Raw genomic sequence first — 22502 nt, 5'->3', positions numbered from 1 at the left:
CCCCGCAACGAATTCTCCTTGCCGACGCAGCGACACGAATCGGCAGTTCGGGCAAGTCCCTCGGCTCTCGGCTGGTGCAGGGCACTGCGCTCATCGCAGGTGCCTTGGCGACGCCTTCAGCTGGATTTTGCGCGGGGCAGGCCAGCGTTTCCGTCAACGCTGATCTCGACGACGTCCGGAGCGGATCGGTATATTACCACCTCGATTGCGCCAGTACCGGAACAAGGATCAGACGATGGACGATACGATTGGCTTTCCCGACCCCGGTCTCGACCTGTCGGACGGATTCAAGCCGCACACCTCGCATTGGGGCGTCTTCTCCGCGCGTCAGGGCGCGGCCGGGCTGGAGGTCAGGGCCTATGCGGGCGACCCGGATCCGAACGGCATCATCGACAATTTTCCCGGCGCACTCCGCCACCAGGCGCGCATTGCCCAGCCTGCGATCCGCCGCGGCTGGCTGGAGCGCGGCCCGGGCCCCGACGATCGCCGCGGCCGCGACGAGTTCGTCTCCGTCAGCTGGGAGAAGGCGCTCGATCTCCTGGGGGACGAGCTGTGCCGCATCCGAGACACGCGCGGGCCGGGCGCCGTGTTCGGTGGCTCCTATGGCTGGTCGAGCGCCGGCCGCTTCCATCACGCCCAGAGCCAGGTGCATCGCTTCCTCAACATCGCGATGGGCGGCTATGTGCGATCGGTCAACTCCTATTCATCGGGTGCGTCCTCGGTGCTGCTGCCGCAGATCCTGGCCGGCTACGAGGACATCACCAAGCGCAACGTCACCTGGGAGCAGATCGCTGATCACACCGAGGTCGTGCTGGCATTCGGCGGCATGGCGCTGAAGAATTCCATGGTGGCCGGCGGCTCGATCAGCAAGCATGTCGAGCGCGGCGCGATGGCGGCTGCGCGCCGGCGCGGCTGCGAGTTCGTCCTGGTCAGCCCGCTCCGCGACGATCTGCCGGTCGAGGCCGGCGCCGAATGGATCACCTGCGTGCCCGGCACCGACACTGCGCTGATGCTCGGCATCGTCCACACGCTCGTGAGCGAAAGCCTGCACGACCAGGCCTTCCTCGATCGCTACACCGAGGGCTGGCCGGTCTTCCTGCGCTATCTCACCGGCGAGAGCGATGGGCAAGCAAAGCATGCCGAATGGGCCGCCGCGATCTGCGGCGTCGAGGCGGATACGATCCGCAAGCTGGCGCGGCGTCTTGCCCGGAAGCGCGCGCTCATCACCGTCTCCCATTCGCTTCAGCGCGCCGAGCATGGCGAGCAGCCGGTGTGGATGGGCATGGTGCTGGCGGCAGCGCTCGGCCAGATCGGCCTTTCCGGCGGCGGCTACGCCTATTCGTTGGGTGCGATCGGCTATTACGGCCGCCGTGTCAACGACGTGCCGGGGCCGACGCTGGGGCAGGGCCGCAACGGTGTCGCGGATTTCATCCCGGTGGCGCGCATCGCCGACATGCTGCTCAATCCCGGCAGCACGTATCGCTATAACGGCGAGACGCGCACCTATCCGGACATTCGTCTGGTCTACTGGGCGGGCGGCAATCCCTTCCATCACCACCAGGACATCAACCGCTTGCGCAAGGCGTTCGCGCAAGTAGAAACATTCGTCGTGCACGAGCTCGCATGGACCGCCACAGCCCGTCACGCCGACATCGTGCTGCCCTCGACCATGACGCTCGAACGCGCGGACATCGGCTATTCCAGCAACGATCCGCTCATGGTCGCAATGCACCGGATCGCCGAGCCGTTTGGGCTCGCGCGCGACGACTACGAGATCTTTGCCGATCTCGCCGAACGCCTCGGGGCGCGCGAACCCTTCACCGAAGGACGCACGTCGCGGCAGTGGCTGGAACATCTCTACGAGCCGACCCGCGCCTCGCTGGCCAAGCGCGGCTTCGAAGCTCCGAGCTTCGACGAGTTCTGGGCGCGCGGCAGCCTGGTCGTGCCCCAGCAGCCCGATGACGGTGGCCGGCTGCGCCGCTTCCGCGAGGATCCGGTCAATCACGCGCTGCCGACGCCGAGCGGGCGGATCGAGATCTTCTCGACCAAGATCGCAGGTCATGGCGATGCGGATTGTCCCGGCCATCCGGTCTGGCTCGACAAGACCGATACGCCCAAGCCCGGAGCGCCGTGCTTCCTCGTCGCCAACCAGCCGGTGACGCGCCTGCACAGCCAGCTCGATTTCGGCGGACATTCGCTTGCCGCAAAACATCGCGGCCGCGAGGTCGCGCGTATGAACCCGGTTGATGCGGTCGCGCGCGGCATCAAGGATGGCGACATCATTCGCCTGTTCAACGCGCGCGGCGCGTGCCTTGCCGCCGTCCGCGTCACCGACGGCATCGCGCCCTGCGTGGTCCAGCTTCCGACCGGCGCCTGGTACGATCCGATGGATCCCGAAGACGAGGCGCCGCTCTGCGTCCACGGCAATCCGAACGTGCTGACCCGCGACATCGGCACCTCCTCCCTGGCGCAGGGCTGCACCGGTCAGTTGACGACCGTCGAGGTGGAGAAGTTCACCGGCAATCTGCCGCCGATCCGGGCGTTCGATCCGGTGTAGCGGTTGGCTCAAGGCTGGATTCCCCGTTCTCGCGGGGAATGACAGTGGAACTTTGAGGATGGCGATGTGGAACAGTGCGCCTCGATCCTCGATGCGTGCCCCGGACGCAGCGCAGCGTCTCGTCGACGATGCGCTGCAGAGCCGGGCCCATCTCATTGCGTGCAACGTATAGCCGTGTAGGTTCGCGCCGCAAGCTCGCGTGTTGCAGCTTGTCCGGGATACGAGGACTTGCAGGGGTGAGATCAACGCGGGAGCATCAAACGACAAAAAAGGGGCATCCCCCGGAATCCCCTCGGCCAGCCGTCTGCCGGATCATCTATGCAGCGACGCTGGCGATCCAATCCCGGTCCGGAGACGCGCGCCGCCTCGGCCGCGATTCGACCTCGAGCTGTCCACCCGCGTTGGCAAGGCGCCACCGTGCCGGCGATTGACCGCTGATGCGCTTGAAGACGGTCGAAAAATGCGCCTGCGTGCTGAAGCCCACGGAAAGGGCGATCTCCGCCAATGGCCGCTCGGTGGTCGCGAGGAGCGTCTTGGCATGCTCGACCCGCTGCGTCAGCAGATATTCGCGGGGACGATAACCGGTCGCGGCACGGAATTGCGCCGCAAAGTGCATCCTGGACAGGCCGGCGACATTGGCGAGCTCGGACAGGCTGATGCAGCGGTCGAAATGATCGGCGATGTGCTGCTCGACGCGCCGCAACCGCCATTTCGGCAAGGCATTGACCTTGACGCGCGGCAGCTCCATCCGGGTGAGATGCATCGCCAGGGTCTGGCCGATGCAGCTTGTAAACTGCCGATCCGCGGCATCACCATGTTCGATCAGAGCCTTGGCGAGCTCGGCGGCGAGCGGATCGCGCAACAGCACGAGGTCGTTCAGCCCGTCGGCGTGCGCTCGAAGATGGTCCGTGGAGATGTGGACGTGCAGGAATGCGCACGGCGACTGGAATTGTGCGCCGAGCGGCTTCGACGGGGCGGTGACATAGAGTGACCCGGCCGGCATGGCGCCTTCGAAGACGATCCGGCCATCCCGTGTCAGCTTCGCACGCGTGGCCTTCAGGGCAATGCCGACAAAATAGCGATCGTCCGGCGTCGTCGTTTCGTGCGACGAGTTGCTCCGCGGATCATCCCATCGCGAGATCGTGATGTCTTCGATCATGCCCTCCGGAGTGAGATCGATCTGGCGCCATTGGCTCTCCCGGGCGATCGCCTGTGTGGGGCGAAGACCCTCGTGATCCTGCGGGGCGATCGGAAAATCAATCCAGGCATGCGCCACGTGCAAGTTGCTCGACATCGTTCGTCCTCTCCTGGTTTTGCCGTTGCTTGCAACGACCGGAAGGCGCGCAAACCAGTGCTTTCCATGCTGAGAGGATAAACGTGAGCTGGCCAGGACGCCCGTTAGTGGTGATTAGGAACTGTTAGATTCTGTGGGCGTGCATCAGGTGTGACAGCTCGTCGCAGACGGCCCGGTTAGGACCAATTTGTCATGCATTTGCGCGGGCCGGAGGGGCCTGAGGAGAGCGCATCGCGTAGACCGACGCGCCGGTGCGAGACCGCTGCAATGCCTTCACTGGACCTCGCAGCGGCGCCTTGTATAGTTGCGCCGCGTTTCGAAGAAGCAGGCAAGATGAGCGCGATGTGACCGAGCTTTCGGCAGGACATGGCCGCCGTAGCGGCGACACTGGTCCGATCCTTGATCTCGATGCCGTCTCGTTCGGACCGTTCTCGCTGCGCTCGCGGCTGCTGGAGAAGGACGGCGTACCGGTCAAGCTCGGCAGCCGGGCGATGGACATTTTGCGCCTGCTCGTCAGCCGTGCCGGCGAGGTGGTGCCGAAGAACGAGATTCTCAGCTACGCGTGGTCCGGCCTCTCCGTCGAGGAGATCAGCTTGCGAGTCCATGTCGCGGAGCTGCGCAAGGCGCTCGGCGACGGCAAGGACGGCGCCCGCTACATCACCAACATCCCGAGCCGGGGCTATTGCTTCGTCGCGCCCGTGCGGCGTGGCGAACGTGCAGAGCCGCCTGTGACCGCGTCGCGGCCACCCGAAGCATCCGCCCCGCCACCGGCTCTGCCGCGTCGCCTGGATCGGATGGTCGGGCGGGACGACGTCGTGGCCGATCTGGCAACGCGCCTGCTCCGTGATCGCTTCGTCACGCTGCGGGGGCCGGGCGGCATCGGCAAGACCACCATTGCTGCCGCGCTCGCGCATGACATGTGCGACAGGTTCGAGGGCAGCGTCCATTTTCTCGAATTCGGTCCGCTGCAGGACGCCGCGCTGGTCGCGAGCACGGTTGCCGCCGCGCTGGGCCTCGTCGTGCATCACAACGATCCCGCAGGCAGCATCGTCAATTTTCTGCGCGGCCGACGGCTGCTGCTCGTTTTCGACAGCTGCGAGCACGTCATCGACGAGGTCGCGCGTCTCGCAGAAGCCATCTACCGTGAGGCGCCTGGCGTCGCCATCCTCGCGACCAGCCGCGAGTCGCTGCTGGTGGAAGGGGAGCAGATCCTCGAGTTGGCCCCCTTGCCGGGTCCGCCGCAGGACGCCCGCCTCAGCGCTGGCGAGGTCTTGAACTATCCCGCTGCGCGTCTGTTCGTGGACCGCGCCGTCGCGGCGGGCCATCGGGACGACATCACGGACGAGGATGCGGAGGTCCTGGTCCGGATCTGCGGCAAGCTCGACGGCATCGCGCTCGCGATCGAGCTGGCCGCCGCGCGCGTCGGTCTCTACGGATTGCGCGAGATGGCGGCGATGCTCGACAGCCATCTCCAGCTCGAATGGCGCGGGCGGCGAACGGCGCCGCCGCGCCAGCAGACGCTCGGCGCCACGCTCGATTGGAGCTTTGGCCTGATCGGCGAGAGCGAGCGCATCGTGTTTCAGCGCCTCGCCGTCTTCGCAGCCCCCTTCACGTTGCAGGGTGCGGTCGCGGTGGCGGCTGACGCGGCGACGGCGGAGGATCGCGTCGTCCATGCGCTGGAGCAACTCGTGGTCAAGTCGCTGGTGTCGGCGCAACCGGACGGCGCGTCGCGGCGCTATCGCCTGCTTGACGCAACGCGTGCCTATGCCATGCACAAGCTGGCCGACGGCGGCGAGGCCGATGCAATCGCGCGCCGTCATGCCGTATATGTTCAGCGAACGCTCGAAGCCGGCATGACGGAGCCGGGCAGCCGAGACCAAGCGTCCCGCGCGCAGGAGCGGGCGGGCCTGCTCGCCGACACCCGCGCGGCACTGGCATGGAGCTACGCCAATGCTGACGGCGCCGGCCTGCGCGTGCCGCTCGCGGGTAGCTGCACGAGGCTGTTCGTCGAGCTCAATTTGCTGAACGAAGCGCGCATATGGTCCGATCGGGCACTCGCGGCGCTCGACGAGGCCGAGCGGGGCGGCAGATGGGAGCTCGAGCTCCAGTCGACGCTCGGTCACGCCCTCATGTTCACCGAGCGCAACAGCGAGCATGCGGAAGCGGCGCTCAGGCGTGGCCTGGAGATTTCGGAGGCGCTCGGCGACCACGCAAATACATTCCGGCTGCTGTCGCGGCTGAATATGTTCTACCGTCGGACCGGCGGCTATCGGCATCTGGTGCCGACTGCGCGCCACGCCGAACGGATTGCCCACCTGATCGGCGATACCGCAGGCGTTGCCGGCAGCAAGGCGCTCCTCGGCGTGTCCTATCACCTCGCCGGGGACCAACTCGAGGCCCAGGCCCATCTCGACGAGGGCCTGCGCGACGACGCCGCGCTGCGTGGCACTCAACCCGGACATTTCGCCTATTCGCGCACGCCGCAGATTCCGCTCGCGCGCGTGCTATGGCTGCGCGGCTTTCCCGATCGTGCGCTCGAATGCATTCGCCCGCTCGTCGGCGCGTCAGCGCCGCGCGACGCGGTCATGCATTGTATCGCATTGTGCTGGTCCGCCTCGGTGTTCGGCTGGGTTGGCGACTGGTCCTCCGTCGAGGCCATGACCGGTCGCCTGGCGAGGCATGCGAACCTGCACGGGCTCGTTCCTTACGAAGCCGTCGCGAGCGGCTTTAGGGCGCAGAACATGATCGCCCGCGGCGAGGTCCCTGGCGGCATCGACCTGTTGCGGACTGCGCTCCCGCGTCTGCACGCGGATCGCTACGAACTCTACGCATCGGCGTTCGCTGCCGATCTGTCCAAGGGATTGGCGGCACTCGGACGGCTGCCGGACGCGCGAGAGGTGCTGCACGAGACCATTGCGCGGATCGAGCAGGGAGGCGGCGCCTTCGACATGCCGGAGCTGCTCCGTTTGCGGGGAGAGCTCGAGGCGCATGGCGGAGACCTCGCAGCTGCCGAGGCAAGTCTGGTCGCGTCGGCGACGCTCGCCGAGCACCAGGGCGCATTGTCCTGGCAGTTGCGAACCGAGATGTCGCTGGCGCGGCTGCGAGACCGGCAGGGTGTGCCAGATTCGCTTGAGCGGCTCGCCAGCACCTACGCCCGATTCTCCGAGGGGTTCGAGACCGCCGATCTCAGGGCGGCACGGCTGATGCTGAGTCAGCCGGCCTGATCACACGCGGTCGGAAATCCCGAGCCTAAAGCGCGATGCGATTAGGATGAATCGTCATCGCGCTTTGGGTTGTTGTTTAAGCATGATCTTTTCGGAAAACCGCTGCGCACTTTTCCGGATCATGCCTTAGCCCTTGTCCAGGCGCGCAAGGAAGCCGCGAACGAGCGCGGCGATCTCGTCGGTGGCTTCATCCAGCGCGAAGTGGCCTGCCTCCAGGATGTGAACCTCGGCATCCGGCACATCGTCGCGATAGGCTGTGGCGCCGGCGACGCTGAAAGACGGATCGTATTTGCCCCAGACCACCAGCGTCGGCGGCCGCGTCTTGCGCAACCAGTCCTGCCATTTGGGATAGGAGGCGACGTTGGTCCGGTAATCCAGGAACAGCGTGGCCTGGATCTCGGCCTGGCCGGGACGAGTCAGGAACGCGTATTCGTCGTTCCAGGTGTCGGGGTCGTAGCGTTCGGGGTGCGGACTTGAGCCGAGATGCCGCTGACGCGTCGCCGCCAGCGAGGTGAAATTGGCCTTGAGCGCCTCGAGCTCGTGTGCCGGGTCGGCCCAGTACCTGCGACGCGCCTCCCAGAGCGGGCTCAAGCCCTGCTCGTGCGACACCGCATTCTGGATGATGAATCCGCGGACACGTTCGGAATGCGCCAGCGCCATGCGGAAGCCGACAGGACCTCCGTAGTCCTGCATGAACAGCACGTATTTGCCGAGACCGAGCTTCGTCGTGAGTTCTTCGATCACGCCGGCGATGTTGTCGAACGTGTAGGTGAACGCGGACGGCGGCGGCGCGCTGCTGTTGCCGAAGCCGGGATAGTCAGGTGCGATCACGTGATATCTGTCGGCGAGCAGCGGCAGCAGAGGTTCCCACATCCGCGACGAGGAGGGGAAGCCGTGCAGCAGCAGCACGGTCGGTGCGTCGGCGGGGCCGGCCTCGCGATAGAAGATCTCGAGGCCCTGGATATCGACGGTGTGATAGCTGATCGAACGCCGGCTCGATCGCAGGTCTTGTGCCGAGGCGTGCGCAGTCGTGCAGGCCAGGGCCGCCGAGAGTGCAAGGGTAGCTGGAACCTTCATGTCATTGCTCCGATGTCACGCTGCGGCCCGACCGTCCGCGGCGGCGCTTCGGCGCGCAGCCGCCTCCGCGCGTCGGACCACGTCCGTGAGCTCGGGTGTGAAGCTTTCGTCGTCGTCCTCGATGTGTCCGGTCAGCCGCGCGGTGATCTCCTGGAACACCCAGCCGTTGCCGTCGGGATCGTTGAACGAGGCGTAGGACGCATAGCTCTTCCGCTGCGGATTGGGGCCGGCCGCGAGATCGCTCGCACTGGCATGGTGGAATATGCCAACCGGATCGTGGAATGGTTCGCTGACTGCGATGCAGCGGCGGCGCAGGTCGGCACATGAGGCTTCGATGTCGGACACGATGAGATGGAGCCCCTGCAGCGAGCCGGGCGCCGCCGTGGTCAGGTTGCTGCCAAAAATCACCGAACACCCGGAGCCCGGCGGCGTGAACTGGATGACGCGATAGTTGTTCGTGCCGGCGTAGTCGATGTCGAGCCGCCAGCCGAGATCGGCATAGAAGCGCTTGGCCCGCTCGACGTCCGAGACCGGAAGGACGACGGCCTCGAACTTCATGTCGAGCGTATCAGTGGCTACGGGTTCGTGGAGCCCCGCTTCGAGTATGTCGACGTCCTGCTCGACGGTACCGCCGCTGATACCGATGCCGGCGACAAGCTGTCCGTCGATGTGCAGCGGCGCTCCACCGCCCATCGAGCAGAATCGTCCGCCCGCAACACCCATCAGTGGGAACAATGGCTGTCCGGGTTGCACCATCGGGGAAAGCTCGGTGGTTCGAAGCCCGACCAGCGCGGACGTGTAGGCCTTCCGCTCCGACAGCTCGAGCGAGAAGGCCGGCGCGCCGTTCATGCGGTGCTTGAGAACGGTGTTGCCGTGAATGTCGATGATGCAGATTGCAACCGGTATCTTGGCCTGTACCGAGTGCGCTTCGATGCGCTCTGCGATCGTCTTCGCGTAGGAAAGCAAGTCCATGATCGTGTCCTCTCGAGAGATGTTCCGCGGCGTCGAGAGGCGCCATCGCCGGCGTCTCACCAGATGTGACCGCGGCCGGGATTTACGAAGCCTTCGCCATCGGCTTGCCCCTGAGAGCAGCCAGCAGCGCCTGCGCGGCCGGACCCGACGAATGTGGGTTCTGGCCCGTGATCAGCAGGCCGTCGCTGACGACATGGGGCAACCAATTGGCCTTCTTCGAGAAGGTCGCACCGAGGCGCAGCATCTCGTCCTCGACCAGGAAGGGCACCACCTTGGTGAGTCCGACTTCCTCCTCCTCGCCATTGGTGAAGCCGGTCACCTCCCTGCCCTGGACCAGTGGCTTGCCGTCCGGGGTCTTGACGTGGCGCAGCGCGGCCGGTGAATGGCAGACGATCGCGACGTGCTTGCCGGCGGCAAGGAAGGACTCGATCAGTTTGACCGAGTTCGGGTCTTCGGCGAGGTCCCACATGGGGCCGTGGCCGCCGGGGTAGAACACCGTGTCGAAATCCTCCTGCCTGATGCTGTCGAGGCGAAGCGTCTTGTCGAGCTGTGCCTCCGCCGCCGCGTCCTGCTCGAAGCGCAGCGTCAGGTCGGTGCGGAACTCGGGCTCGTTGCTTTTGGGGTCAAGCGGCGGACGTCCGCCCTTGGGCGAAGCGAGCGTGATCTCCGCACCGGAATCCTTGAACACGTAATAGGGCGCAGCAAGCTCTTCGAGCCAGAAGCCGGTCTTGCGTCCGGTGTTGCCGAGCTGATCGTGGGAGGTGAGGACCATCAATACTTTCATAACCGTTCTCCTTGGGTGCCGTTGCCGCGATGACGCGTTCCAGCGAGGTGGAGACGCATCAGCCTGGGTCTCGTTCGAGCGCACGTCGTTCGTTGCTCGCGAGTGCAGTCTGCCTCCGAGGCCGTCTGTTGGCTCGTTATGTATTGTTAGGCGTTGAGAGGCAGAGTAGCCGCCGCTCCCGCGGGGGCTCGTCCCTACTCGAAGACGGCGTCGAAGATCTCGACGTCCATCAGCACGGGCTTGGCGATTACCGTTCCGTCAGGCTGCAGCGTCTGCACGCGTCGAAGTGTCGGCACTACGATGCCGCCGAAGCTGTCATGAGCCCAGGAGTAATGTGCGACTTTGTTTCCGAAGAGATCGTGGTCCGTCCGCCGTTGCAGGGCGCTCTCGTCGAAATAGAAGATCTGTTCAGGCGCGAGCGTGATAAGGCGCGGGGGGAATTGCGCCCGAAGCCGCCGCCACGTTTCGGCGCCCTCACGCCAGGGCGGCAGCTCCTCGACCGTGACGTCGGGATCGGCGAGCAGGAACGGGTTGGTCAGATAGTTCCAGATCGCGACGCCGCAGAAGAAGACCAGATGCAGTTCGTCCGCAAGCGCCGGCAAGCCGGCCTCGGTAAACGCGAGGCTCGGGTTGCGCCAGGTCCGCAGGACTTCACCATCCAGGCTCTCGATCGTGATCGCGTCGGGTTGAAAGGAGCCGGCGTGTTCACCTCCGGTGATGCCGGTGAACCGGAGCGACTGCGCGCGGGTCGAGCCTTCCGCGGTCACGTCCTTGAATTCCCGGGCATGTCCGGCGCTGGAGAACAGCGATCCGCCGACGGAAAGGTGGAGCGTGAACCGGTTCAAGCTGTTCCAGTGGGCCAAGCCGCCGCTGGCATCGATTACGTCGTCAAGAAGCGCCATGTCCCGCCATATCCACCATGAAGTGTCGCCACCATGGCGGGGCGTAGGCGGCTTGGCGTGTTAGAAGTTGTTAGGACTTGCGAGCGCGCGCGTTGGCGGTATCTCGTTGAAGATGCTCTCAATTCAGGGCGGCGAGGAGGCCCTTTGCTGCGACCAGATCGGGGGTCTGGAGCCCCTCTTGGTAGCGCGCGACGAGCGGGGCGAGCAAGTCGCGTGCGTCGCCGGCTTTTCCGGCCTGGCGCCAGATGCGGCCGAGGCTGATCGCGCCTCGGAGCTCCCAGCCGACCGCGCATTGTCGCTGCGCCAGATCGAGCGATGTGCGCAAGCAGCTCTCGGCCTCCACGGCGCTGCCCGACCGGGCGAGGATGTCGCCCTTGACCCTGAGCATCTCCGGCATGTCAAAGGACTCCCCATGATCGGGGATCTGGGCGATCGCCTCGTTGATCGTCTGCAAGGCTTCGTCGGGCTGATTCTGGGAAGCGAGGCCTTCCGCGAGTGCCGTCGCAAACACGGTCGTCATGATCCGGTGCCGCGTCGCGTACAACGTCGCCTGACTGCGGCGAAGGTGCTCGATGCCCGCGGCAACGTCGCCGCGGCGCAGCAGCAGCTCGCCCTTCTGGCCGATGCCGACCGCGTGATAGGGCCCGAGGAAGTGCCGCGCCGAATGGTCGATCAGCCGCTCGATCAGGATTTCGGCGTTGTCCCAGTCGCCGACCCAGAGGAACACGTAAATCGTCCAGATCAGGGAGATGCCGAGGGTCAGCGGCTGTTCGAGCAGCTCGGCCTCGCGAACGGTGTATCTGGCGGCCTCGACCGCACGCTCGGGCCGGCCGGTGAGCCAGAGTCCGCGCGCCAGCGCCACCAGCGCAACGATGCGGTCGTCATATCCGAGATGGCCGATGTTCAGCCGTTGCGAGCCGGGATTGTGCACCATCGCGCTCTCGCAGAACCGAACCGCCTTGTCCTGGTTGCCGATCAGATGATGCGCGACGCCCAGCATCCATTCGACGTTGAACGTGGCGGCGGGATCGTTGAGTTTTCGCGCGACGCTCTCGCCCTGTTCGCCGATTCCGAGCGCGCCGTGAAAGTCTCCGACCCTGGTGAGATAGATGTGCAATCCGCGCAGCAGCCAGAGCTGCCAGTGCAGGTCCTCGAGCTCCCGGGCAAGCTGGAGACTGCGCGTGAACGCCGACCGGACCGCTTCGGTGTTGCCCTGCGTGAACATCACGGAGACGCCGAGCGCGGCCTGCAAGGTCATCTCCTGGCGGCCGTCCACGGCATTCGTATCGAGTGACGCCAGAGCCTGCCGGGTCCAGCGGTAGCATTCCGTCAGCAAGGTCAGTTCGAGGAAGAACTGCGCCGCCGAGGCCGCCAGATCCACGCCGATCGTCCGATCGCCGCTCTCCGAAAAGCTGAAGGTCAGCGCGGCCCTGACATTCGGCAAATGGTCGGCATAGGGAAGGAAGCCGCCCGCGCTCTGCATGCCCCTGGATTTGAGGGCAATGTCATGCAGGAAGTCGCGGAAATATTCGGCGTGGGCGCGCGCGACGCGGTCCGCTTCCCCATTCTCGACGAGCTTGTCCGCAGCGAAGGCGCGGGTGGTGTCGAGCAGGCGGTAGCGCAGCCGCCGCTCCGCAGGCGAGGTCGCGATCAGGGATTTGGACAGCAGGTTCGAAATCGCCTCGGCGGCTTCGGGCTCGCTTATCCCCTGGCAGGACGCGACGGCAAGCGCGGCCTCCAGCGTGAACGGCCCGACGAACACCGACAATCCGCGCAGCGTCGCGCTTTCGGCCGGCGGCAGCAGGTCGTAGCTCCAGGCGAGCGCCGCGCTCAAGGTCTGATGCCGCGGAATTGCGGTGCGCCGTCCCCGCCACAGCAGCGAGAAGCGACTGTCCAGCAGCGAGGCGGTCCCGGAAATGCCATAGGCGTTCACACGTCCGGCCGCGAGCTCGATCGCGAGCGCAATGCCGTCCAAGCGCCGGCAGATCTCGGCGACGAGCGGCGCGTCCTCCTCGCGGAGTTCGAATTCGCTCAAACTCTCGGCAATGCGTTCCACGAAGAGCTGGCTTGCGGGATAGGCAAGGATGTCAGCGATGCCGAGCCCGTCGCGCTCCGGCGGGCAATCCAGCGGAAACAGCCGATGGACGCGTTCACCTTCTGCGCGAAAGGATTCGCGGCTGGTGGCCAGGATGTGCAACTGCGGGGCCTCGCGGACCAGGCGCTCAGCCACAGGGGCGAGTTCGTCGAGGATATGCTCGCAACTGTCGAGCACAAGCAGGATGCGCCGGCTATGCAGGACCGTCAGCAGATCCGGTATCGGGTCCTCGGAACTGACGGTCAGGCCCAGCGCGGCTGCAATCGTGCCGGGGACGAGCCGGGCATCCGTCAGCGCGCCGAAATCGACGAAACACACCTGGCCGTCGAAGGCCGCGAGCTCGCCCTGCGCGACAGCGAGTGCGACCGACGTCTTGCCGATCCCGCCGGGGCCGACGATCGTGACGAAGCGATGCTGGGCAAGCTCGGCGGAAATCCTCTCGACCGCACCGTCCCGGCCGATCATCTTCGCGAGCGGCGAGGGCAGCGAGGAGGGCGAAGCGGCGGGCGGGCTCGTCCGGTTCTCCGATGCTGCGGGCCGGAGCAGCGGAGCCGTGAAACAATAGCCGCGTCCCGGGACGTTGACGACGTAGCGGGAGCCTTCGCCCGCATCGCCCAAAGCCTTGCGCAGCGTCGTGATGTGGAAGCGCAGGCTGCCTTCGTCCACGTTCACGTCGGCCCAGATGCGCTTGATCAGCTCCCGCTTGTCAATGACCTCTCCGGCGCGCTCGGCAAGAAAAATGAGGATGTCGAGCGCACGGCCGCCGAGGTGAAGCGGGGCGCCGTCCTTTTCGAGCAGCCGCGACTTCACGAACAGGCGGAACGGCCCGAAGGCAATGACCGAATCCTGCTCGTTACTGTCCGGCACGGGCCAACAATTCCAATCAATGAGCTGAAGTCTGCAATTTGATTACCAGATCGAGGCGTCCAGTAAACCGGCCGAAAGTGGCGAAATCGCGTGGCGACCGCTGATCGCACCGGGACGTGTGTCGCAAATTTTGCTTAAACGCGAGCAGTTTGCGACGCGAGTGCGACAATTCGTCAGCGCGCCTGACCCTCGAGGCGCGGGTGTCCGCCGCGAGATCGCGGGCGCCGCCGATCATAACAGAATCTTGCAACGTCTAACGGGCAAAACGCGCGCGATGCGTCCAGTATGGCCTTCGAGTGAGATCCTGTTTCAACGGGGAGGCTATGATGTCCAGTATCGGTGCTCGGCCGAACGACCACGTCGCTCGACCACGATTCGTCGCCAGTCCCGATGATCAGACGCGTGATTGGGAGCTCGTGCTGCGGGAGTCCCACCATCGCATGAAGAACACGCTGACGCTGCTCGGTGCCTCGGTCCGCCGCGACTTCACGCGCGCGAGCAAGAGGGATGTGTCGCTGGTGATGGACCGGCTCGAGCGGCGCATCGTCGCCTTCGGCCGGCTCTATCAGCTGCTGTCCGACAACGACGATCCGTCGACGATCGCCGTGGAGCCGTTCTTCGAAAACCTGTGTGGAGCCCTCTCCGAAGCGGTGCTGGAGCCGGCAGGCATCCGCTGCGAAGCCGCAATCGAGAGCAGCGGGCTGCCGGCCGCTCAATGTCATCGGCTCGCGCTGATGCTCACCGAACTGGTCACCAACGCGGCAAAGCACGCTTTCCCGAACAGGAGCGATGCGCTGATCCGCATCGAATTGGCGAGCCGCGACGGCGCCTGGCTCTGCACGGTGGCCGACAACGGCATCGGTGCGACCGGTCCGCTTCAGGGCACCGGCAGCCGGATCCTCGAAGGACTCGCACGCAGCATCCACGCGCGGTTGCACGGCGAGGCGGGGCAGGGCGGCACGCGGGTGACGATCGTGATGCCGACTGTCGCATGAAGCCCTTCCAGGTATGCAACCGCGTCTCACGTCAAGGGAGTTCGACATGACCACCACCGAAATCGATCGCGAAGCCGGGACCGGGCCCTCGACAGCGCGGAGCGTCGACTTGAAGCTCGAGGTCGTCGTGATCCCCGTGTCCGACGTCGACCGTGCCAAGGCGTTCTACGCGCGCCTCGGCTGGCGGCTGGATGCCGATTTTTCGTCAGGCGAGGACTGGCGCGTGATCCAGTTCACGCCGCCGGGCTCGGCCTGCTCGGTGATCTTCGGCAGGAACGTGACGGCCGCAGCGCCCGGCTCGGCGCGAGGCCTGTACCTGATCGTCTCCGACCTGGAAGCCGCCCGGCAGGAGCTGCTCGGCCGCGGCGTCGAGGTCAGCGAGCCATTCCACGGTGCCGGCGACGTTCATGCCGGGCCCGACGAACCGTATCTGTTCGGCAGCGTTCGGCTCGGCGGTGCCGACCCGAAGCGCGGCAGCTACAGCACGTTCGCATCGTTCAGCGACCCCGACGGCAATGGCTGGCTGTTCCAGGAGGTCACGGCACGACTGCCCGGGCGTATCGCGGGCGGCGCCACGACATTCGCTTCGACGACCGATCTGGCCGCGGCGCTGCGCCGCGCCGCGGCCGCGCATGGCGAGCACGAGACGCGGAGCGGCGGACACGACGAGAACTGGCCGGACTGGTACGCCGACTACATCGTCCGCGAGCAGGCCGGCCAGCCGCGGCCGTCGTGAATTGCAGGCCAACGCAGCTCCTGACTTTAGCCGATACGGCGCGCGACGACTGACCTCGTCGCGCGCCGTGCCGCATCGACATCGCCTGTTCTGGTCGTCGCGCGGACTCGCAAGGGCTAACGAGGCCTAACAAGCCATAACGAGCAAATCGGACTTGCCCGCGCCAATGTCTGCACAGAACGAACCGACGTGCCGCTCTCGAACCCGATCCCCGGCACCGGTCGAAGCAAGGGAGATCCAAATGACGACGCAAGTCCGCACCGACATCCTCAACCCCGATCGCCGTCAATTGCTGAGCCAGGCTGCGATGGGCGCGGTTGCAAGCGTGTCGAGCCTGCTGCCGCTGCAGCCGGCGAGGGCGGCTGCGAACGGCACGATCCGCCCGTTCCACGTGAACGTGCCCGAGGCGGACCTGCTCGACCTCCGTCGTCGTCTCGCGGCCACCCGCTGGCCGGATCGCGAGATCGTCACCGATCAATCGCAGGGGGTGCAACTGAGGACGGTGCAGGAGCTCGTGCGCTACTGGCAGAGCGACTACGACTGGCGCAAGATCGAAGCGCGGCTGAACGCTCTGCCGCAATTCGTCACCGACATCGACGGCGTCGATATCCATTTCATTCACGCCCGCTCGCGGCACGAGAATGCGCTGCCGATGATCGTCACGCATGGTTGGCCCGGCTCGATCATCGAGCAGATGAAGATCGTCGGCCCGCTCACTGATCCGACCGCGCACGGCGCCAGGGCTACGGACGCGTTCGATCTGGTGATCCCCTCGCTGCCCGGCCACGGATTTTCGGGCAAGCCGACGGAGCTCGGCTGGGATCCCCAGCGCATCGCGCGAGCCTGGATTGTGCTGATGAAGCGGCTCGGCTATAGCCGCTATGTCGCGCAAGGCGGCGATTGGGGCAATGCCGTCACCGAGCAGATGGCGCTGATCGCACCGCCCGAGCTGCTCGGCATCCACACCAACATGCCTGCGACCGTGCCCGACGACATCGCCAAGGCGCTTCAGCCGGGCGGAGTGCGGCCGTCGAATCTCTCGACCGACGAGCGCATCGCCTACGACCAGCTCGACGACTTCTACAAGCATGGTCTCGGCTACGCGATCGAGATGTCGAACCGGCCGCAGACGCTCTATGGCCTCGTGGACTCGCCGGCAGGCCTTGCGTCCTGGATGCTCGATCACGATGCGCGCAGCGCCGCGATGATCGCGCGCGTCTTCGACGGCAAGACCGAAGGCCTGTCGCGGGACGATGTGATCGACAACATCACGCTCTACTGGCTCACCAACACAGCGGTGTCGTCGGCGCGGCTGTACTGGGAGAACAAGCTGGTGTTCTTCGCACCGAAGCACGTGAAGATCCCGGTTGCCGTCAGCGTCTTCCCGGACGAGATCTACGCAGCGCCGCGGAGCTGGACCGAGAAGGCCTATCCGAAGCTGATGCACTACAGCCGCCTCGACAAGGGCGGCCACTTCGCAGCCTGGGAGCAGACCACGCTGTTCTGTGCGGAGATGCGCACCGCGTTCCGTCCGCTGCGGCAGTCGATCTGAAATGCGAACACATGCATCAGGAGTGCAAGAGATGAATCGTCCCGAACGCACCTTCACGACCGCAGACATTCGCCTGGAGCGCCGCCTGCCGTCCTACTGGCGTGTCACCTTCGACATGCCGCCGGTGAATATCTTCGGCCCGAAGCAGCTGCCGCTGCTGGGCGACATCATCACGCAGATCGAGACCGATCCGGACGTGAAGGTGGTGGTGTTCGACAGCGCCATCGAGGATTTCTTCATCACCCATTACGATTTCCTCGCGCCGCTGGAAGACTCGCTCAAGATCGCGCCGGGGCCGACCGGCCTTCAGGCGTTGCCCGACATGCTGGTGCGCCTCAGCCGTGCGCCGGTCGTCTCCATTGCCGAGATCCGGGGCCGCGCCACCGGCGTCGGCAGCGAGCTCGCACTCGCCAGCGACATGCGCTTTGCCAGCCGCGAGAAGGCGATCCTGTCGCAATGGGAGGTGGGCGCGGGCCTCGTGCCCGGCGGCGGGCCGATGGCGCGGTTGCCGCGCCTGATCGGCCGCGGCCGCGCGCTCGAAGTGCTGCTCGGCGCGGACGACATCCCCGGCGATCTCGCCGAGCGCTACGGCTATGTCAACCGGTCGCTGCCGGATGCCGAGCTCGACGGTTTCGTCGAGGCGCTCGCGATGCGCATCGCGTCCTTCGACAAGGAGGCAATCGCCGAGACCAAGCGGCTCGTCGACGTCGCGAGCCTGCCGCCCGATGCCGAGATCAAGCCGGAATGGGATGCGTTCCTGGCCGCGCTCGGCCGCCCCGCCAGCCAGACCCGCATCAAAGCGCTGATGGCGCGCGGCTTCCACCGCGCCGGCGATGTCGAGAACCGGCTCGGTTTCCACGTCGGGCAGATCGGCAGCTAGCCGACGGAACCGCTGCGACGTTCGGCCGGTTGGAACGATGATAGGCGGTCGTGCCAATGTCGCCTTCCTCCGGTACCGAGGGCCGGTGCTGAAACCAAACAAGGAGAATTGAGATGATCCGCAAGGCAACGGCAGTCTGGAAGGGCACCGGTCGGGATGGGACAGGTCATTTGACGAGCGAATCCGGCGTGCTCGCGCAGACGCCCTATTCGTTCAAGACCCGCTTCGAGAACGAGAAGGGGACCAATCCCGAGGAGTTGATCGCGGCTGCCCATGCAGGGTGTTTTGCGATGGCGCTGGCCTTTGGCCTTCAGATGGCAGGTTTCACGCCGGACGAACTGTCGACGGAAGCCGCGGTGACACTCGAGCCCGAGGGCAAGGGCTTCAAGATCAGCAAGTCCGCGCTGACCTTGCGTGCAAAAGTGCCGAACCTCGACGAGGCCGGCTTTGCGAAGATCGCCGGCGAGGCCGAGAAGAACTGCCCGGTGTCCAAGGTGCTCAACGCCGCGATCACGCTCGACGCCAAGCTGGGCTGATCGAAACAATGGAGACGCTGCCATGCCGCGCCAGGATCTGCCTCGCCAACATCAGCCGGACGAAGACAGGTTTCGGGCAATCCTGCCCGAGGACGTCGCATGGCAGCCGTTCCCCGCTTTCCCGCCGGGCGCGCGGCTGGCGGTGATGGTCGGCCATCCCTCCGAGCCCGGACCTTACCTGGTCCGGGTGAAGGTGCCCGGCGGCACGAAGCTGATGCCGCACAAGCATCCGGAGGACCGCATCTACACGGTCATGTCGGGCGTCTTCTACATCGGGCTCGGCGAGCGCTTCGATGGCGACAAGGTGAACGCCTATCCGCCCGGCAGCGTCATCGTGCTGCCCGGCGAGACCTGGCATTTTCACTGGGCGAAATCAGGCGAATATGTCACGCAGGTCTCGGCCATCGGGCCGCTGGGCCTCGAATATCACGATGACGTCGATGATCCGCGCTTGCATAGCGCGGGGGACAAGCGCTGAATATCTCAATCAAACCAATGGAGCGGACAGATGACGACAGAACGCGCAGTTTTGGCCGGGGGCTGCTTCTGGGGCATGCAGGATCTCATCCGCAAGCAGCCGGGCGTGGTCTCCACCCGCGTCGGCTATACGGGTGGGCACGTGAAGAACGCCACCTATCGCAATCACGAAGGTCATGCCGAAGCGATCGAGATCATCTTCGATCCCGCAAAGACCAGCTTCCGCAGGATGCTGGAGTTCTTCTTTCAGATCCACGATCCCACCACGCTCAATCGCCAGGGCAATGATCTGGGCACCAGTTATCGCTCCGCGATCTTCTACACGAGCGACGCGCAGAAGCGGATCGCAGAGGACACCATTGCCGACGTCGAGGCGTCCGGCCTGTGGCCCGGGAAAGTGGTGACCGAGGTCGCGCCCGCTGGCGAGTTTTGGGAAGCCGAGCCGGAGCATCAGGATTATCTCGAACGTTATCCTGACGGCTACACCTGCCACTTCATCCGGCCCGACTGGAAGCTGCCGCGGCGTGCGGCTGCTGCCGGAGGTTAGGCTGCCGTCAGGCGCGCAATTGCGCGATCAGGTCGCGCGCAATGCGCATGTCGCGGGTGTCAGCACCCTCGGCGAACGCTCCGCAGACATCGTCGAGAAGCGACAGAGCGTCCGCGCTCCGGCCGGCTCCGGCCATCAATCGCGCGAGACTGGTAGCGCAACGCAGCTGCCAGAAGTGGGCGCCCTGCTGAACCGACATGTCCATGGCCTCGTGCAAGCGTGCCTCGGCGTCGCCTGAGTGCCGCACGCTTCTGAGCATCAGCTCTGCCTTGATGCGAGTCAGCTCCGGCAGATACCAGAGCTCCTGCCGGTCGTTGCAGCGGGTCAGGACGTCGTCGATCACGTCGAGGCCGCGGTCGATCTGGTCGGCTTCCAGGAAACCCGCAGCAAGCTCGCCGAGCAAGGGAAGAAATCGCGGCAGGAAGCGCGCATCGCCGGCGCGATTGAGTTCTTCGCGCAGCAGCGGCAGGCCGATCGCGACCTCGCCGCGCTTGGCGACGACTGCCGCATTGAAGGCCCTTGCCCACAGGCCCCACAGCCGGATCGCGTGCCGATCGGTGTGCTCGAGCAGCTCGCGGCCGTAGCGTTCCGCGGCGTCGAGATCGCCGGCCCAGAAGGCGATCGGGCATGCGGCCTGGCCGAGCACGCTGCAGAAGGTCAGGGCGTGGCCGTTGGCTCGGCCTTCCTCGATGTTTCTTGTCGCCAGCGCCTGCGCCTGGTCGGCGAGGCCTTGAAGCCACAGGATGCGGGCCCGGAAATATTGCGTCGATATTCTGAGGTCGAGCGGGAAGATCTTCGGCTTCTCCGCCAGCACATGCAGCGAGCCGTGGACGCGGTCGATGCGGACCCGGGCCTCGTTCTGGTCGCCGAGATAATGCAGCGCGACGGCCATCAGCCGGTCGCCCAGCATGAGATCGGTTCTGTCGGGCGAGTTCGCCGCCGCATTCGCAAAGCGCTCGGCGAGCACGCGGGCCCTGCCGAACTGCCCGTTGTTGAACTGGTCGATGCACAGGCCCCAGAGCGCGCGCAGCCGGAAATCCTTGTCATCGAGCCTGTCCGCCAGCTCGAGAGTCGTCTCCAGGATCGGGCGCGCCTCGCGCGCGCGACCCTCGCCATACATCAGCGACCAGCCGAGTGCTGACAGCAGCTGCATGTGGATGCGGTCGTTGTCCCTGCCGTCTCCGAGCGCCGCCAATGCCGTTCTGCTGCGTTCTCGGCATTCGGCGAACAGCGAAAGGCGCACCCAAAGAGTGATCGCGGCTGCCGTCAGCGCGATGCCGAGCCTGGCGTCGCCGTCGGGCGCGAAAGCCCAATCGAGCGCGGCGCGCACATTGTCCAGCTCCCCTGCATAGATGCTCAACCATTCGGGCAGCGGTGTCGATGTATCGGCTTCCGCGTGTTCGAAGAAATCTTGAAAATGCTCGGCATGGCGCCGCGCAAACGTCCTGTATTCACCGAGCTCGTTCAGCTTGCCGAGGGCGTAGGTGCGCGTGGTGTCGAGCAGGCGATAGCGTAGCGTCCGCGAACCGGATGGCGAGATCAGCGATTTGGTGACTAGGCTGTCGATCGCCTCCAGGGTCTCCGAGGTGCTGAGGCCCTCGCCGGATGCGACCGCGGCGGCGGCCTCCGGCGCGAATGGCCCGGCGAACACCGACAGTCGCCGCAATGTGGCGCTTTCCGCCGGAGGCAGAAGGTCGTAGCTCCAGTCGAGGGCCGCGGCGAGGGTCTGGTGCCGCGGCACGGCCGTGCGCCGCCCCCGCCATTGCAGCGAAAAGCGGCTGTCGAGCAGGGATGCCGTGCCGGCGATGCCGTACGCATTGACACGGCCCGCCGCGAGCTCGATCGCCAGCGCAATGCCGTCGAGGCGCCGGCAGATGTTCGCCACCAGCGGCGCTTCTTCCGCGCTGAGCTGGAACGAGCCCGAGCTCTGCGCGATGCGCTCGACGAAGAGCTGAGCCGCGGGGTAGGCGAGAACCTCGGCGACATCGAGGCCCTCGCGCTCCGGCGGACAATCCAGCGGGAACAGACGAAAGATCCGCTCGCCGTCGCTCCGGAACGACTCGCGGCTGGTTGCGAGAACGCGAAGCTGCGGCGCTTCGCGAACGATGCGCTCCACGAGTGGAGCCAGCGTATCCAGCACATGCTCGCAACTGTCGAAGATCAGCAGGGTCGGTCCGGTCCTCAGGAATGTCAGGATGGCCGGCGTCGGGTCCTCCGAGTTCACGGTCAGCCCGAGGACCGAGGCGATGGTGGTTGTGACATGACTGGCGTCCCGCAGCGGACCGAAGTCGACGAAGAAGACGCGTCCGCCGAAATCCGCCGAACGGCGATGCCCGACCGTGACGGCAACGGTAGTCTTGCCGATGCCGCCCGGGCCGACCACTGTCATGAAGCGATGCAGGGTCAATCCGTTCGAAATCTTCTCGATGACCTCCTCTCGCCCGATCATCTTTGCGAGCTGAGCAGGCAGGGAGCGAGGAGCGGTGATTTCGGCTGCAACTGAGGTTGAGGTGACCGGCGGAGCTGCTTGAACGAACGGCGCGACAAAGCAATAGCCGCGGCCGGGCACGTTGAGGACGTAACGGGTCGACTTGCCGGTATCGCCGAGCGCCTTGCGCAGCGCTGCGACATGGAAGCGCAGACTGCCCTCGTCGACATTTACGTCGGCCCAGATGCGCTTGACCAGCTCTCTCTTGTCGATGACTTCACCGGGGCGCTCGGCAAGCAGGATCAGAATATCGAGCGCGCGGCCACCGATGTGAAGCGGCTCCCCTTCCTTCTCCAGGAGCCGGGACTTTGGAAACAGCCGAAATGGCCCGAACGAAATGTGCGAGTCGTAATTACTATGAGCCTGCACGTGCCATTGCCCCCTCCACGGGAGTCAAAAGGTATCCTGTTGTGATCTAGCAGAACGACGTGTCCAGTAAACTGGCCGAAAGCCGCATGGCAGACAGACCGGCGCAGATGGCTTGGGTTTGCTTCGGCCCGCCAAAATAATGCCTTTGAA

The 22502-nt window shown here is 65.6% G+C and carries 16 protein-coding genes; 9 read left to right on the top strand and 7 right to left on the bottom strand.

Translation table 11 applies throughout. The annotated features are described in order from the left end of the window. The first annotated feature begins 235 nt into the window (after positions 1 to 235). On the top strand, positions 236 to 2557 hold the full coding sequence (locus ACSHT2_RS11825; RefSeq protein WP_440641720.1) for a molybdopterin guanine dinucleotide-containing S/N-oxide reductase: 2322 nt from the start codon (positions 236 to 238) through the stop codon (positions 2555 to 2557). 316 nt (positions 2558 to 2873) lie between these two features. On the opposite strand, the gene ACSHT2_RS11820 is transcribed toward ACSHT2_RS11825, so the two are convergent. Continuing rightward, positions 2874 to 3851: a helix-turn-helix domain-containing protein gene (locus ACSHT2_RS11820; protein WP_440641719.1), complete on the bottom strand. Its 978-nt coding sequence runs from the start codon at positions 3849 to 3851 to the stop codon at positions 2874 to 2876. Between the two features lie 344 nt (positions 3852 to 4195). On the opposite strand from ACSHT2_RS11820, the gene ACSHT2_RS11815 reads away from it, so the two are divergent. Beyond that, complete coding sequence (locus ACSHT2_RS11815) at positions 4196 to 7075, top strand: ATP-binding protein (RefSeq protein ID WP_440641718.1); 2880 nt, start codon at positions 4196 to 4198, stop codon at positions 7073 to 7075. A gap of 126 nt (positions 7076 to 7201) precedes the next feature. Here ACSHT2_RS11815 and ACSHT2_RS11810 read toward each other — a convergent pair whose 3' ends face one another. The 5 genes from ACSHT2_RS11810 to ACSHT2_RS11790 all read right to left on the bottom strand — a co-directional run bounded on the left by ACSHT2_RS11810 (position 7202) and on the right by ACSHT2_RS11790 (position 13772). Continuing rightward, positions 7202 to 8152 (bottom strand): alpha/beta fold hydrolase, encoded by a 951-nt coding sequence (locus ACSHT2_RS11810; protein WP_440641717.1) that lies wholly within the window; start codon positions 8150 to 8152, stop codon positions 7202 to 7204. 15 nt (positions 8153 to 8167) lie between these two features. Then, a complete protein-coding gene (locus ACSHT2_RS11805) occupies positions 8168 to 9124 on the bottom strand; it encodes a heme-binding protein (RefSeq protein WP_440641716.1) in 957 nt (318 codons plus the stop codon). Positions 9125 to 9206: 82 nt separating this feature from the next. Next, the gene (locus tag ACSHT2_RS11800; RefSeq protein WP_440641715.1) at positions 9207 to 9908 is read right to left on the bottom strand and encodes a type 1 glutamine amidotransferase domain-containing protein; all 702 of its coding nucleotides are present in this window, start codon (positions 9906 to 9908) and stop codon (positions 9207 to 9209) included. 194 nt (positions 9909 to 10102) lie between these two features. Further along, positions 10103 to 10810: a hypothetical protein gene (locus ACSHT2_RS11795; RefSeq protein ID WP_440641714.1), complete on the bottom strand. Its 708-nt coding sequence runs from the start codon at positions 10808 to 10810 to the stop codon at positions 10103 to 10105. Positions 10811 to 10928: 118 nt separating this feature from the next. After that, positions 10929 to 13772 carry an ATP-binding protein gene (locus ACSHT2_RS11790; protein ID WP_440641713.1) on the bottom strand — a complete coding sequence of 948 codons (2844 nt, stop codon included), beginning with the start codon at positions 13770 to 13772 and terminating at the stop codon, positions 10929 to 10931. Between the two features lie 326 nt (positions 13773 to 14098). Here ACSHT2_RS11790 and ACSHT2_RS11785 point away from each other — a divergent pair, with 326 nt between their 5' ends. The 7 genes from ACSHT2_RS11785 (at position 14099) to msrA (ending at position 19495) form a co-directional block, all read left to right on the top strand. Continuing rightward, the gene (locus ACSHT2_RS11785; RefSeq protein WP_440641712.1) at positions 14099 to 14767 is read left to right on the top strand and encodes a sensor histidine kinase; all 669 of its coding nucleotides are present in this window, start codon (positions 14099 to 14101) and stop codon (positions 14765 to 14767) included. A gap of 46 nt (positions 14768 to 14813) precedes the next feature. After that, a complete protein-coding gene (locus tag ACSHT2_RS11780; RefSeq protein ID WP_440641711.1) occupies positions 14814 to 15503 on the top strand; it encodes a VOC family protein in 690 nt (229 codons plus the stop codon). A 241-nt stretch (positions 15504 to 15744) separates the two neighbouring features. Next, positions 15745 to 17055: an epoxide hydrolase family protein gene (locus tag ACSHT2_RS11775; protein ID WP_440641710.1), complete on the top strand. Its 1311-nt coding sequence runs from the start codon at positions 15745 to 15747 to the stop codon at positions 17053 to 17055. A gap of 31 nt (positions 17056 to 17086) precedes the next feature. After that, positions 17087 to 17935 carry an enoyl-CoA hydratase/isomerase family protein gene (locus tag ACSHT2_RS11770; RefSeq protein WP_440641709.1) on the top strand — a complete coding sequence of 283 codons (849 nt, stop codon included), beginning with the start codon at positions 17087 to 17089 and terminating at the stop codon, positions 17933 to 17935. Positions 17936 to 18048: 113 nt separating this feature from the next. Beyond that, positions 18049 to 18471: an OsmC family protein gene (locus ACSHT2_RS11765; protein WP_440641708.1), complete on the top strand. Its 423-nt coding sequence runs from the start codon at positions 18049 to 18051 to the stop codon at positions 18469 to 18471. 22 nt (positions 18472 to 18493) lie between these two features. Next, positions 18494 to 18949, top strand: a complete 456-nt coding sequence (locus ACSHT2_RS11760; RefSeq protein ID WP_440641707.1) for a cupin domain-containing protein — start codon at positions 18494 to 18496, stop codon at positions 18947 to 18949. A gap of 30 nt (positions 18950 to 18979) precedes the next feature. Next, positions 18980 to 19495: a peptide-methionine (S)-S-oxide reductase MsrA gene (gene msrA / locus ACSHT2_RS11755; RefSeq protein WP_440641706.1), complete on the top strand. Its 516-nt coding sequence runs from the start codon at positions 18980 to 18982 to the stop codon at positions 19493 to 19495. Positions 19496 to 19502: 7 nt separating this feature from the next. Here msrA and ACSHT2_RS11750 read toward each other — a convergent pair whose 3' ends face one another. Continuing rightward, entirely contained in the window at positions 19503 to 22352 is a 2850-nt protein-coding gene (locus ACSHT2_RS11750) for an ATP-binding protein (RefSeq protein WP_440641705.1), read from the bottom strand. Between the last annotated feature and the right edge of the window lie 150 nt (positions 22353 to 22502).

It is taken from the genome of Bradyrhizobium sp. PUT101 (assembly GCF_052043945.1).
In the GTDB taxonomy this organism is placed as follows: domain Bacteria; phylum Pseudomonadota; class Alphaproteobacteria; order Rhizobiales; family Xanthobacteraceae; genus Bradyrhizobium.
The sequence above is the reverse complement of the archived record's forward strand: the minus strand, read 5'-3'. Positions and strand labels throughout refer to the sequence as shown.

Bases quoted from the DNA above. Each gene is read 5' to 3' on its own strand.
- ACSHT2_RS11825 (WP_440641720.1), top strand. From the start codon at position 236: ATGGACGATACGATTGGCTTTCCCGACCCCGGTCTCGACCTGTCGGAC.
- ACSHT2_RS11820 (WP_440641719.1), bottom strand. From the start codon at position 3,851: ATGTCGAGCAACTTGCACGTGGCGCATGCCTGGATTGATTTTCCGATC.
- ACSHT2_RS11810 (WP_440641717.1), bottom strand. From the start codon at position 8,152: ATGAAGGTTCCAGCTACCCTTGCACTCTCGGCGGCCCTGGCCTGCACG.
- ACSHT2_RS11805 (WP_440641716.1), bottom strand. From the start codon at position 9,124: ATGGACTTGCTTTCCTACGCGAAGACGATCGCAGAGCGCATCGAAGCG.
- ACSHT2_RS11800 (WP_440641715.1), bottom strand. From the start codon at position 9,908: ATGAAAGTATTGATGGTCCTCACCTCCCACGATCAGCTCGGCAACACC.
- ACSHT2_RS11795 (WP_440641714.1), bottom strand. From the start codon at position 10,810: ATGGCGCTTCTTGACGACGTAATCGATGCCAGCGGCGGCTTGGCCCAC.
- ACSHT2_RS11785 (WP_440641712.1), top strand. From the start codon at position 14,099: ATGTCCAGTATCGGTGCTCGGCCGAACGACCACGTCGCTCGACCACGA.
- ACSHT2_RS11780 (WP_440641711.1), top strand. From the start codon at position 14,814: ATGACCACCACCGAAATCGATCGCGAAGCCGGGACCGGGCCCTCGACA.
- ACSHT2_RS11775 (WP_440641710.1), top strand. From the start codon at position 15,745: ATGACGACGCAAGTCCGCACCGACATCCTCAACCCCGATCGCCGTCAA.
- ACSHT2_RS11770 (WP_440641709.1), top strand. From the start codon at position 17,087: ATGAATCGTCCCGAACGCACCTTCACGACCGCAGACATTCGCCTGGAG.
- ACSHT2_RS11765 (WP_440641708.1), top strand. From the start codon at position 18,049: ATGATCCGCAAGGCAACGGCAGTCTGGAAGGGCACCGGTCGGGATGGG.
- ACSHT2_RS11760 (WP_440641707.1), top strand. From the start codon at position 18,494: ATGCCGCGCCAGGATCTGCCTCGCCAACATCAGCCGGACGAAGACAGG.
- msrA (WP_440641706.1), top strand. From the start codon at position 18,980: ATGACGACAGAACGCGCAGTTTTGGCCGGGGGCTGCTTCTGGGGCATG.